The sequence below is a fragment of the Acinetobacter piscicola genome (genome assembly GCF_015218165.1).
Classification (GTDB): Bacteria; Pseudomonadota; Gammaproteobacteria; order Pseudomonadales; family Moraxellaceae; genus Acinetobacter; species Acinetobacter piscicola_A.
This window is the reverse complement of the sequence record NZ_CP048659.1, coordinates 3,664,465-3,677,565: the sequence shown is the minus strand read 5'-3', so window position 1 is coordinate 3,677,565 and position 13,101 is coordinate 3,664,465. Positions and strand designations below refer to the sequence as shown.

The 13,101-nt window shown below is 33.9% G+C and carries 10 protein-coding genes, 1 tRNA gene and 2 pseudogenes; 7 read left to right on the top strand and 6 right to left on the bottom strand.

The genetic code is table 11. From position 1 onward, the window contains the following. Nucleotides 1–6: 6 nt before the first annotated feature. Genes G0028_RS18225 through G0028_RS18215 form a run of 3 tightly spaced genes read right to left on the bottom strand, consistent with a single transcriptional unit; the run spans nt 7 to nt 4,433 of the window. Nucleotides 7–1,590: a hypothetical protein gene (locus G0028_RS18225; protein WP_180045509.1), complete on the bottom strand. Its 1,584-nt coding sequence runs from the start codon at nt 1,588–1,590 to the stop codon at nt 7–9. 4 nt (nt 1,591–1,594) lie between these two features. Next, a complete protein-coding gene (locus G0028_RS18220) occupies nt 1,595–3,295 on the bottom strand; it encodes a hypothetical protein (protein ID WP_180045510.1) in 1,701 nt (566 codons plus the stop codon). A gap of 31 nt (nt 3,296–3,326) precedes the next feature. Then, the gene (locus G0028_RS18215; RefSeq protein ID WP_180045511.1) at nt 3,327–4,433 is read right to left on the bottom strand and encodes a cysteine desulfurase family protein; all 1,107 of its coding nucleotides are present in this window, start codon (nt 4,431–4,433) and stop codon (nt 3,327–3,329) included. Between the two features lie 233 nt (nt 4,434–4,666). On the opposite strand from G0028_RS18215, the pseudogene G0028_RS18210 reads away from it, so the two are divergent. The 3 genes and pseudogenes from G0028_RS18210 (at nt 4,667) to G0028_RS18200 (ending at nt 6,460) form a co-directional block, all read left to right on the top strand. Then, nucleotides 4,667–5,460 (top strand): annotated as a pseudogene (locus tag G0028_RS18210) (IS5 family transposase). A 272-nt stretch (nt 5,461–5,732) separates the two neighbouring features. Then, on the top strand, nt 5,733–6,062 hold the full coding sequence (locus tag G0028_RS18205; protein ID WP_180045512.1) for a DUF4236 domain-containing protein: 330 nt from the start codon (nt 5,733–5,735) through the stop codon (nt 6,060–6,062). Between the two features lie 161 nt (nt 6,063–6,223). Continuing rightward, nucleotides 6,224–6,460, top strand: coding sequence for a VF530 family DNA-binding protein (locus tag G0028_RS18200; protein WP_180045513.1), 237 nt, complete (start codon nt 6,224–6,226; stop codon nt 6,458–6,460). A 92-nt stretch (nt 6,461–6,552) separates the two neighbouring features. On the opposite strand, the pseudogene G0028_RS18195 reads toward G0028_RS18200, so the two are convergent. Then, nucleotides 6,553–6,675: pseudogene (locus G0028_RS18195) on the bottom strand (IS5/IS1182 family transposase); the annotation flags it as partial. 377 nt (nt 6,676–7,052) lie between these two features. Here G0028_RS18195 and G0028_RS18190 point away from each other — a divergent pair. The 3 genes from G0028_RS18190 to G0028_RS18180 all read left to right on the top strand — a co-directional run bounded on the left by G0028_RS18190 (nt 7,053) and on the right by G0028_RS18180 (nt 10,346). Continuing rightward, a tRNA-Gly gene (locus G0028_RS18190) sits at nt 7,053–7,128 on the top strand. Nucleotides 7,129–7,623: 495 nt separating this feature from the next. Continuing rightward, entirely contained in the window at nt 7,624–9,192 is a 1,569-nt protein-coding gene (guaA, locus tag G0028_RS18185; protein WP_130072393.1) for a glutamine-hydrolyzing GMP synthase, read from the top strand. A gap of 227 nt (nt 9,193–9,419) precedes the next feature. Then, complete coding sequence (locus G0028_RS18180; protein WP_180045514.1) at nt 9,420–10,346, top strand: restriction endonuclease; 927 nt, start codon at nt 9,420–9,422, stop codon at nt 10,344–10,346. A 124-nt stretch (nt 10,347–10,470) separates the two neighbouring features. On the opposite strand, the gene G0028_RS18175 is transcribed toward G0028_RS18180, so the two are convergent. Further along, nucleotides 10,471–10,674, bottom strand: coding sequence for a DUF3565 domain-containing protein (locus tag G0028_RS18175; RefSeq protein ID WP_180045515.1), 204 nt, complete (start codon nt 10,672–10,674; stop codon nt 10,471–10,473). Between the two features lie 116 nt (nt 10,675–10,790). Between G0028_RS18175 and gshB the strand changes: the two genes are divergently transcribed. Beyond that, nucleotides 10,791–11,729: a glutathione synthase gene (gene gshB / locus G0028_RS18170; RefSeq protein WP_180045516.1), complete on the top strand. Its 939-nt coding sequence runs from the start codon at nt 10,791–10,793 to the stop codon at nt 11,727–11,729. A 74-nt stretch (nt 11,730–11,803) separates the two neighbouring features. On the opposite strand, the gene G0028_RS18165 is transcribed toward gshB, so the two are convergent. Next, nucleotides 11,804–12,997, bottom strand: a complete 1,194-nt coding sequence (locus G0028_RS18165) for a CynX/NimT family MFS transporter (RefSeq protein WP_180045517.1) — start codon at nt 12,995–12,997, stop codon at nt 11,804–11,806. Nucleotides 12,998–13,101: the final 104 nt, after the last annotated feature.

Sequence of the window (13,101 nt, the reverse complement as noted above, 5' to 3'; positions counted from 1 at the left end):
TCAAATTTAAGGATTTTTTACAATAGAAACAGAGTCTGATAATTCAATCAGTAGGCCTGATTGCTTTAAGCTTTCTTCAAACCAAGTTAACTTAATATCAGTGGTCGGATCGCTTGGTTGCTCGTATTGCCATTGCAAAGCTTCTTGTAATTGCTCACCAAAAAATGAAATAGCAAAATGGGTTTGAATTCTGGCTAAAAAATCGGTCATTTGAATTCGTTTTCCAGCAGGAATAAGAGTATATACAAAGAGACGAATCATATTGGCATTGAGTACAAACCGTTGATGCCCCCCTGTGATTGGGATAACAAATCCAATGGTTTTTGCCATTTTTTTGAAAACATCGAAACTTTGTTTATCAATATTTGTATATTGGCTTTCTTGAATTTTATATTTTCTACCTTCAGCACGTAAAACACGATAAATAATTTCTTCACTTTTTTGATAGGAGTTTTCTGCATATTTACGAATAGGGTCAGATGTTGTCGCCGTAGGAGAACAAGCGATCCAAGCATAATGACCATGAAAATTTTTGGTTTCTGGTGCTGTTATATCAAGTTGTCTTGAACGTGCTATGATAGAGCGTAAGACTTGCATGACACAAAGTAATTGTAATAATTCAATTTTTTCTAATTTACTAATGTTTGACTGTAAAAGTGACAAAAGCTCATTAGCAAATAGAAAGGCTTCAAATACATAGTTTTTCGGTATAGTTGCAAATGTGGCATGAGATGCTAATTTTTCTTGAGGCAAATCATAATCTTTGAGGGCATCCTCAATAAAATCACAAATTTTTTCAATGGATTGAGTTTCGCTCTTGAACAGTTTTTGCAGTTCGCTTTCAAGTTTTTGCTGTAAAAATTCTAAATTAAATTCAAGATGCTGATAGTGTTTAGAGGAAGCTTTTTCTTGAAGAAAATGCGAATTTTCTGAGATATTTGAAAATAAATAGCCCAATTGTAAAAATAAAACTTCGCCACCACGTGCCATAAAGTTATGATCACTTTGAGAAAATTCTTTGCTACTTTGCTCCCAATTATCAAAGTGCTCAGTTGTATGTGACCATGTGATTTCACGACCTAAAAGCATAGGTGTAACAGGGAGAAAGTTATACGTTGACCATGTTCTATTTTTCGCTACACCAACGAAACCATAAAGTAAGTTTTGTAAGGTTTGTACCAATTGATTTTTTTCAGTTGCTGATATTGAATTACTCATTCTAGTTTTGAGTTGTTCAAGTGCTTTTAAAAATTCATCTTGATGTACGGGGTGACGCGTTTCTAATTTTGATTGGCTAAAAAAACTAAAGAACTTTAATGCCAATCGTGTTGATGGACAATAATGCGTAGTTTGATCATTCACTTGAAAACTATTTTTGCCGAAAATATTCTCAGTATTTTCAACTTTCTCAACTTTTGCTGAATTAAAAACTAATAAAAACTCAGATAAATATTCAGTAGGTGTCTGGTCTGCATAAAATCGACGCCCAAAAATATCCAAAGCAATATTTGGTGGGGTATTAGTATTAGAAGAATTTTGTGATGGTGTATTTACCTTAGGGAAATAACTATATGTATTTAAAGTGCTCAATGAATTAATCCTCTAAAGTTAAAATTTTATTTTGTTTTGAATCTAATGAAATTTTAATGATATTTTCTTGTACTTCACCACTTGCTAAAGTACGTACAAGTGTAATCTCATCTTCCGAATCAATTTCAGAGTATTTAATTAAACTGAGTTTGAAGCGTTCTAATTGTGTTTTGTAAATAGGTGTGAGAGATTCAGTAATATTACCTTTAATGATATTTTGAATATAATCTAACAAAGGTAAACTAAGCTCTAAACGAATTTCATTATCCTTCTTCAGTGCTAAATAAGGTTGTTGCTTATTAGTACAATAATCAACAATAAATTCTTTTTCCATAAAACTACAAATTTTAATTTGTGAAATTTGGAAAACAGAGCTATCAGCGCGTTTTAATGTAATATTAAGAAATTTATCTTCATTTATACCGTTAAAAAATAAATTTAAAGCTTGTAAACTCATTTTTTTAATATGTCGGGTATATTCAGATGTGAATTTTTGATTATCTAAGCGCCACTTACTATATTTTTCAATATTAGGAGAGCTTAAAAATTGTGCTTGAGCATTCGTATAATTTGAAGGATATAAATTATAAATAAAAATTAAACGCCTTAGAGCAGCTTTAAATTGATGTGTCTGACAGTCTTGGTCTTTTTGAATAAAATTTCTAATAAAGTTATATAATGATGGATCGACTTTTTTAAAATTTTCAAGATTAGTGATCATCTTTTCAATTTCTAAACTACAGTAGCCTGCAAAATTCAAATGATGTAATGAATGAATTGCAGGGAGTTTAAAGGCTTTTTCCCAAGGTAGATTATTTTGATAACCGAAAAATAAATCACTAAAAATGATAGGTTGTGTAGGAGTCTCATCAAGTTCATAGCCTCCAGTTAATGATGCACAAAAATGTGCAAGCATTTGTCTCAGTGTTAAGCGTTTTTCATAGTTAAGCAGGTATAAATAGAGTAAACGTATACTATGAATAACGTGTTCTAGGTTATTTCTAATTGTACTATAATTTTGAATAATTGCATGTTGAGGGTAATCTTGCACTAATTTATCCCATGCACTATGTTGAATAATTTTTCTAAAAATTGATAGCGCAACTTCAATATTATCTAACTTTGCAATATTAATAATAAAAAGTTTCTTATTATTAATATTAAGGCTTAGATTTAATTGATTTAAATTTTCTAATTGGTCAGAGATATTAATTTCTTTATCAAGTAATCTGAAGATTTCAGACTCAATATCTTGTGTTAATTCAATTGATTTTAGGTATTCGGAAATAGAAGTCAAAAGAGGACCTGTATTACTAACAATTAACCAATTATTACTTTCATTAAATGCTTGAGTAAGCCATTTCTTACGTTCAATAAGACTTAGTTCACTCATATCTTTTAATATATTTAAGTTATATTTTTCAGAATACTCATGTTTTTGGAAAGTATGTTGTTGGAACTTCTTATCTAAACGCTTAATTAAGTCAAAAGCAATAGTTGATTTACCATCACCTGCATGCCCTGTAATAATGATGATATTATTTTTATCTTGTGTTAATAAATTATAAATATGATGGACAATAGGAAACTCTGAGTAGATTTCATTGAAATATGTTGTATTTACCTGTGATTCTGCTAGAGCATTTGCACCAGCAGGTGTTAAATTATGTAAAGAATTTAAGTAACTTATAAAGTCCTGTGTCATAGTGTTGTATCCCCAAATTTATTTAAAAATTTTATATTAAATTTGCTAACTGTTTTAAAAGCTCATTAATATCAGATTTTGATGTTGTTAAACCTAAACTGATGCGTATAGTTGCTAAACCTTCTTCTGTAGATAAACCTATTTCTTTTAAAACATAAGACATTTCTAAATTAAGTGATGAACAGGCTGAACCATTTGAACAGAGAAAATTTGAATTTGTGATAAATAATTGGCTTTTTAAGTTTGGAACCGTGAAGTTAATTATATGAGGTATTGCATTTTCAGTTGGAGTATTAAGTTTCCAACCTAAATCTAAAATTTTTCCTTTTAAATAATTCGATAAACTTTCAAAATGATATTTGTGTTCTGGCAGACTCTGATCTGCCACTGCAGTAGAAAATGCAAGAATGAGAGGTGTTGCAAGAGTACCTCCACGAAGTCCAAATTCTTGCCCTGCACCATGAATAATAGGATGAATTTTTGTTTCTCGGATATCTCGGATATATAAGGCACCAATGCCTTTAGGTCCATAAATTTTATGTGAAGATAGCGAAAGAAAATCAATATTTAAATCATCCACATCAATGATTATTTTTTTATATGACTGTGCTGCATCGACATGGAATTTAATATTACGTTGGAAACAAGCTTCACCAACTTCTTTGATTGGTTGAATAGAACCTAATTCATTGTTGACATGCATAATACTGACTAAGACAGTATCTTTACGCATCTGTGAGATAATATCTTGTACTCTTATAATTCCATTTTTTTGTGGTGCAATATATGTAATTTCATAATCAAATTCTTTCTTTAAATAGTTACAAATAGCTAAGATACATTTATGCTCAATTGAGCTAGTAATAATATGTTTTCCCTTATTTTGATTAGCAAGAACATAACCTTTTATTGCTAAATTATTAGATTCTGAAGCACCGCTAGTGAAAATAATTTCACTTGCATAAGCATTTATGGATTCTGAGATAATATGGCGTGCATTTTCTAACTTTTTAGCAGAGAGGCGACCTAATTTATGGGCAGCAGAAGGATTTGCATATTCATCATTAAGTGAAGATGATAATTGCATTTTCACAGATGTAAGAAGAGGAGTAGATGCCGCGAAATCTAAATAAACCATTGTCTTATCAAATTTAGGACTTTATTTGATGATACAGATTCTAATTTTAATTATCAAAAAATAATAACATTAAACGTCAATATGTGTCGCATAAGCTTATTTTAAGCTGGTGGAAATACTTATTATGAAGTATTTTAGATTTGATAATTAAAATATACTATATAAATTATATTTTGAAATGGCTTTGTTGCACAAATCTAACATAAAGGTTTATTCAGCCATATAATTTCAATATGAATAAACCTGCCCCCTAAAAGCTTATCGTAAATCAATTGGTCTTCCTATAATCGAGCCTTAATTAACCGAGGCAATATTTCATTTGGTTTGATCCAAAGACTCAGTGGTATGCACAACTACAAGGCAAAAAGGTTGAAATCAAATTTACTCCGATATAGCTATTCAATGCTGCTTAATAATCAAATCGCTATTTCGACTGTCTTTACGCATAGTCGGCTTTGTTCAACGTCTGATTAAACTGGGCGGCATAGATTGGATTGTCCCGAATATCAGTGATATTCGTACTCCACTCTTTGCAGAAGACAAACGCATATTGATATTGCAATTAGCTACCAAAAAGTAGCGGTGGGCTGCATCTATTTGTGGACTCTACTGGCTTGACGTTTCTAGGTGATGGTAAATGGAAATGCAAGAGATATGGACTTGAAGATCGTCGCCAATGGCGGAAGATCTATATTGCTATAGATGTTGAAAAGCTTCAAATACGTGCAGTATAACTCATGGAAAATCATGTCAGTGACTCACAAGTACTTGAAAATTTACTCTCTCAAATTCCCTTGGATGAAAAAATTGATTCAGTTCTATACAGAGAAATGAGTTATTGAAAACCGTCAAATGGCCAGGAAGGTCACTTTGGAAAAAGTGGTCTGGTGATCATCGTCGAAGTTTGGTGGAAACCAAGATGCATTGCATTAAATTATTAGGTGATAAATTAACAACAATGAGTTTTCTTAGTCAGGTGAATGAGATTCATGCACGCATAGTAGTCTTAAATAAATTCACAGAGTGAGGTCGTCCTCATATCCAAGTTGTCTCTTAAATTTGGCTCAATTAGGGGATTCTGCTTGTCAAACCTTTATGCAATTAAGTATTTTCAAAAATGCTTATACATAATAAATTGATGTTTGATTTATTGTATAAAAGTTAATATCCTTTGTGAAAAACATACCGATATTTCACTCGATAAGCCAAATAGTTAGTCATACGACTAAATCAAAACCTTATTTCACTGTATCCAAACAATTAACACAGAAACTAAATTAGTTTTATAAAGGGGAAAATATGGGTTTTAGATTTCGAAAAAGAATTAAAATTCTTCCAGGAGTAGAGTTAAATCTAACACATAAAGGAATTAGCAGTGCAAGTATTGGCAAAAAAGGTGCGTCTTTAAATATTGGCAAAAAAGGAATCCGAACTAACGTTGGTATTCCAGGAACAGGTCTATCTTATTCAAAGCATCGACCTTATATAAAAAAAGCTGGCGACGAAAAAAATCCAGCTCAGGAACAGCAATTGAGTTATACATCACATACCGAGCAACCAAAATCAAATGTCTGGATTTGGGTAATTTTTGGATTATTTTGTTTTATTGTCGGGGCAATTCTTTTTTAAATTTAGCTATTTTTGTACCTCAAAATACCTACTTCAATGAGTTATATGTGCTGACTTAATAGGAGGTGTTCCTTTGATGATCATTAACAATACTTAATCCGAAAATTTTTCAACCTAACCTAGGTTATAATGCATACTTTCCTAATGACAGTTGATCTAATATGAGCATTTCTAATGACCCTTTACATGGCAAAAAACTTGCTGATATTTTGGATGAATTATTGGATTACTATGGTGGCTTTGAAGGTTTAAGTTGTAAAATTGAAATTAGATGTTTTTGCATAGACCCAAGTGTTAAATCATCATTGCGATTCTTACGTACCACACCATGGGCACGTGAAAAAGTAGAAAACTTATATTTATATGTCTTACGCCAAAAGGCTAAACAGAAATCGTAGCTGTAAAAACGACTTTGTTACATAAAGGTTTGAAAGGGTGACCTATCCTAAAAGATCCAAATTTAAGAGATAACTTGGATATGAGGATGACCTCATTCTGTGAATTTATTCAAAACAGCTACGCGTGCATGAATCTCATTCACCTGACTAGGAAAGCTTCTTGCTGTTAATTTATCGCCTAATCATTTGATGCAATACATCTTGGTTTTCACCAAACGATGATTTAATTCCTACCTAGTAGATTTGTTACTATTCTTTAAAAGTAATTCCTCAAAAAAATTTAATTTTACCAAATGATATAAATAAAATTATCCACAGCCTTGAAAATCACTTTATGTGTGTAATTATTTATAAATTATGTAATTAAAAAGTGACCATAATTAAGTGACTTTAAATAATATAAAATGACATTAAATTTTAAAACTATAATAAATATTTGATTTTAAATAAATATAATTAAATACAGTTGTTGTAGTTTAAGGTAATTTATGTCGGTGACTATTGCCAAGGTTGGGGTCGGGAGTTCGAGTCTCCTTTCCCGCTCCAAAATTTTTTTGATTTAGTTTTTTATTTAAAAAACCGAATAGACTCCGCGGGAATAGCTCAGTTGGTAGAGCATAACCTTGCCAAGGTTGGGGTCGGGAGTTCGAGTCTCCTTTCCCACTCCAGATTCAAAAAGCCCTCATCGAAAGATGGGGGCTTTTTTATTGTTGATTTTATTCATATTTTTCTAGCTGTTTCAAAGTGTTTACTAGAATCTACTTATAAATTTTTTTAGCCGTCCGCATGTTTGGTGATCAAAATGTTACCATTGTGTGCCACACTCTGTATAAAGTACTTTAAATGACAAAGAGCTTTTACTAGTTGGCTGCATAGAAGAATTTCCCAGGTGAAAGTCGCCTGTTATTTCAGTATACATCACCTTAGATTGGATAAAAATTAGAATATTATTTGTGTGATTATATAAATTGCTGTTTGATTGAGTTTAGATTTTTTAACTATGGAATATATTTGTTGACCCAGTTGGGCTCTCCGTTGTATTCGCATATTTCACAAGTACATTTGTGGAAAATTATGCAAATTTGCTGCAATGGTGTGCGTCCTGCGCTGAAAAATGTTAGAATACGGCGCTTAAATCCATTTGCCTGCATAGTTGTATATCCATGACGACCAATACTCAAATTACTGAAGATCGTATCCTCATTCTGGATTTCGGTTCTCAATATAGCCAATTGATTGCACGCCGTGTTCGTGAAGCTGGTGTTTATTCTGAAATGTATGCGTTTGATATGTCAGAAGAAGACATTCGTGCATTTAACCCGAACGGGATCATTCTTTCAGGTGGTCCTGAAAGTGTGCATGAAGAAGGCAGTCCACGTGCACCAGAAATCGTCTTTAATTTAGGCGTACCAGTATTGGGCATTTGCTATGGTTTACAAACCATGTCAGAGCAACTTGGCGGTAAAGTTGAGCCAGGTGATGTACATGAGTTTGGCTATGCTGAAGTCAATATTCAGGTTCGTGACAAATTGATTGGTGATCTTGAAGATAATAAAGACCAATTGAAAGTATGGATGAGCCACGGTGATAAAGTAACGCGTATCCCTGAAGGATTCCAAGTGACTGCAAGCACACCAAGCTGTCCATTTGCGATGGTGTCGGATGAAAATCGTCGTTTCTATGGGATCCAGTTCCATCCTGAAGTGACACATACTGCCAAAGGTGCAGAGATTCTGTCTAACTTCGTTCATGGTATTTGTGGTTGCCGTAACCTTTGGAATTCTGAAAACATCATCGACTTACGTGTAGAGCAATTACGTGCGCAAATTGGTGATCAAAAAGTATTACTAGGTCTTTCAGGTGGTGTGGATTCATCTGTGGTTGCTGCACTTTTACATAAAGCGATTGGCGACCAATTGACATGTGTATTTGTGGATAATGGCTTACTTCGTTTGAACGAAGGCGAACAAGTGATGGACATGTTTGCGAAAAATATGGGCATCCGTGTGATTCGTGCCGACGCTGAAAATCGTTTCTTGTCTGCACTTGCTGGTGAAGTTGATCCTGAGAAAAAACGTAAAATCATCGGTCGTGAGTTCATCGAAGTTTTTGCTGAAGAAGCACGTAAACTTGATGGCGTAAACTTCCTTGCTCAAGGCACGATTTACCCTGACGTGATCGAATCTGCTGCAACTAAAAATGGTAAAGCGCATGTGATTAAATCACACCATAACGTGGGTGGTTTACCAGAAGATTTAGCGTTTGAATTGGTTGAGCCAATCCGTGACTTGTTTAAAGATGAAGTACGTCGTTTAGGGACAACTTTAGGTTTGCCACATGAGATGCTGTATCGTCATCCATTCCCAGGTCCAGGTTTAGGTGTTCGTATCCTCGGTGAAGTGAAAAAAGAATATGCTGACATTTTACGTTTAGCTGATGACATCTTTATGCAAGAGCTTCGTGCAAGCGGTTGGTATGACAAAACTGCGCAGGCTTTCGCTGTATTCCAACCTGTCAAATCTGTGGGTGTGGTGGGTGATGGTCGTCGTTATGCATGGGTCATCGCGCTTCGTGCGGTTGAAACGGTTGACTTTATGACGGCTCGTTTTGCACATCTTCCATACGACCTCGTAGACAAGATTTCTACACGTATTATGAATGAAATTGCAGACGTTTCTCGTGTTGTTTATGACGTTTCATCTAAACCACCTGCAACGATTGAATGGGAGTAAAATCAGGGTTTCAAAATGCAACGCATTTTGCTGATTTTACGCCAAGGGCTGTGCCCGCGGCAGTGAGGGCTTTCAAGAAACAACGTTTCTTGCCTAAATTATGCCAAGAGCTGTGCTCGCGGCAGTTAGGGCTTTCAAGTGAATATCTTTAACATTCAATAAAAAAAGACGCTTAGGCGTCTTTTTTATGCTTATAATGAATTAAAATAATACTTTAGCTTTTATCTATGACTCTGCCTACTTATGATCAATTAATGTTGCCATTAATGAAATTATTGTCTGAACTAGATGAACCAATCAAAATTTCAGATGCCGCTATAATTTTGGCAGAAAGATCAGAACTTCCTGAAGAAGTTTTATTGAAAGCTTTGCCGAGTGGAAAAAATATATTTAAAGATCGAGTAGCATGGGCGAAAACTTATCTTGTAAAGGCGGGTTTAATTTCTCAACCCAAAAGAGCATATTGTGAAATTAGTAACTTAGGTAAAACACTTGATTTTAAAAATTTAAAATCTATAACAAATGATTTCTTATCTCAATTTGAAGGATTTAATGATTTTAAATTTGGTAAGAAACAAGAAGAATTGGATATTTCACAAAATTATATATTAAAAACGAATAAATATAGAGAAAATCAAACACCTGAAGAGACGATAGAAGCTACAACAGAACTATTAATATCCAATTTGAAGAGTGAATTACTTCAAATGGTAAAAGATAAAAACCCTTCTTTTTTTGAACAATTAGTCGTTGATTTACTAGTGGCGATGGGCTATGGAGGTTCACATCAGGATGCTGCACAAGCGATTGGTAAAACCAACGATGGCGGAATTGATGGTGTAATCAGTGAAGATCGACTAGGTTTAGATAAAATCTATATTCAAGCCAAGCGGTGGGAAAATACAGTCGGTCGACCTGATATTCAGCAATTTAAGGGTGCTTTAGCAGATCAAGTAGCAAAGAAAGGTGTATTTATTACGACTTCGAATTTTAGTAAAGAAGCTATTGATTCTGCTAAGAAGTCAGGCATTGTGTTAATAGATGGAGATAAACTCACTTCATTAATGATCGAATTTGGACTTGGTGTACAAATTGAAAGAAGTTTTCATATTTATAAAATTGATCAAGATCGTTTTGATGAAGATATTCTCTAATAATCTTTCATTTTTGATATTAAGATTAAAATTCAAATAAAAGAGTATGTTACTATTTTTATCTATCTGTTAAGATGATTGTCCTGAGCATGTTTTTCATTGATGATCGTAATTTATGGATGACTTAAGTAAAACTCGTGTTCTTCACTTCACACGCTTTACACTCCAACATCATCCCAATTTTTTCTTTTCGCCCTTGTTCATTCATTACCCACGGACGATTTTGCCAAGGTGGCGTATGACGAACATGTTGCGTATGACCGCAAGCAAGCTCAGCCACCCAATGACCTTCATGGTCTATATGAAAAGCAATTATGGCTTGTTGCATATTTATCCTTAAAATATTTAAAAATATAATTCATCAAAGCTTTACTGAAAATGGCATAAATGCAAGAAAAATCTCCGCTATACTAAAACCATTAAATATTGAAAAAGAGCTTAAAAATGCGCGTACTTGTAGTGATGGACCCGATTGAAAATGTAAATCTCAAAAAAGATTCAACCATGGCAATGTTATGGGCAGCATCACGACGTGGGCATGAACTCGGCTATGCATTACAGCAAGATTTATATATTGATCAAGGTAAAGCGTTTGGCTTAATTCATCCTTTAACAGTATTTGAAGATTACAACCACTATTACGAATTGGGTGAAAAACAAAAGCAATCTTTGGCTGATTATGATGTGGTGTTGATGCGTAAAGATCCACCATTTGATATGAACTTTGTTTATACCACTTATATTTTAGAACAAGCAGAGCGTGAAGGTGCATGGATTATTAATAAGCCACAAAGCCTGCGTGACTGTAACGAAAAACTATTTGCAACTCAGTTCCCTGAGCTACAAGTGCCGACTTTAGTGACGTCACAACAAAGTCTGATTCGCGAGTTTTTAAAAGAACATGGTGATGTGATTGTTAAGCCTTTAGATGGTATGGGGGGAATGGGTATTTTCCGTTTATACCAAGATGGAGTAAATATTGGTTCAACCATTGAAATTTTAACAAATAATGGTACACAACCAATCATGGCACAGCGTTATATTCCTGAAATTGTGGATGGTGATAAACGTATTCTCATGATCAATGGTGAAGCTGTTCCATATTGCTTGGCACGTATTCCACAAAATGGAGAAGTGCGTGGTAACTTGGCAGCAGGTGGTTTAGGTGAAGCTCGACCATTGACTGAAAATGACAAAGCAATTGCAGCAAAAGTGGGTCCATTTTTAAAAGAAAAAGGCTTAGTTTTTGTTGGTTTAGATGTAATTGGTGATTATGTCACTGAAATTAATGTCACCAGCCCGACTTGTATTCGAGAAATTGATACACAATTTGGCACTTCAATTGCTGACGACTTATTTGCTGTCCTAGAAGCAGGACGTTAATCGTTTTAAGTCGGTTTGAAAACACCAGCATCAAGCTGGTGTTTTTTAATATGTCTGAAATTTTTAAATGACATTTATTGTATTTTTAAGGGGTGCGCTTTAAATAACTGCCAAACTGCGCCGATGCCAAGTAAAGATAAAGCTGTGGTAATCCAAACTATATTGCTCCAATTATGTGTATATGAAACGAGCATTCCACTCATAGGTGGCAATATAAATTGTCCAAAAGCTGAAATTTGTAATACTAAACCGACACTTGCTGCAATTGCATTCGGATGAGGTGCGTAATTTAAAGTAATCGCAAAAACGGTTGCAGGAATCAGCCCGCCTACAGCAGAAAAAATAATGACGCTTAAATATTGAATTGGAAATGGTAAATATTGATTGAATACGAACATAATGAAACACATCGTACACATGGTCAAAAAACCTGTAATGATGAGTTTTTTAGCCGTAATCCCATGGTGTAAAAGTGCACCTGCAGCCAATGTTCCCGCAATATTAGAAATAGAAACAAGAGCTGTTAATATCCCTGCAACTTGAAAATCAATTTTTGCATTGAGATAAATACTTGGTAAAAAACCAATGACGGTCAGCCATTGACTGGTATAAGCAGCAAAAATGATGGCTAAACAGACAACAGGTGCATGACGCAATGTCATTTTAACAACACTTAAAAATGATAATGATGAGGTCTGTGTTGAATGTGTACGTGGAAGACGAAGTAAAACTTGCACAATTGCGGCAAAGCCTAAACAGAGCAGTCCTAAACCAAACCAAATATGTTGCCAAGAAAAGTACTGTAATAATAACGGAATGCTGAGCATGGCAATCCCTATACCGAGTCCCATATAAGACCCCCAGATGCCCATTTTTACATTCATTTTTTGTGGATCACAGATTCTTTTTAAAATTGCAGGAGCAGTGAGGGTAATCAATAAAAAGCCAATTCCTTCAAAAAATCTAAAGAAAAATAAACTGAATAGTGAATGAATAAAAACACCACTTAAACTTGCACAGCCTAAAATGATTAAACCTGCAATAAAGCACTGTTTAAGCCCAACTTTCTCACTGAAACTTCCTAAACATAACGCAAACAACATACCTGCGGCTTGTACTAAAGACAAAGCAAGTCCTGCTTGTGCAAGATTTAGATGAAGTTGTTTTTGTAAAATAGGCAGAATAGGGGAGAGTTTACCGACATGAATCGCAGCCAAATATCCTGCTGCAATAATCCAAAGATCATGTCGTGAATTATGTTGTGTCACGATGTCTATTCTTCCATGAATAATTTTTAAGTCAAATTTGAGTATAAAGAGAATAAAATATATTTCTATAAAAACAATTTTAAGTTTATAGATAAATTTTTCAT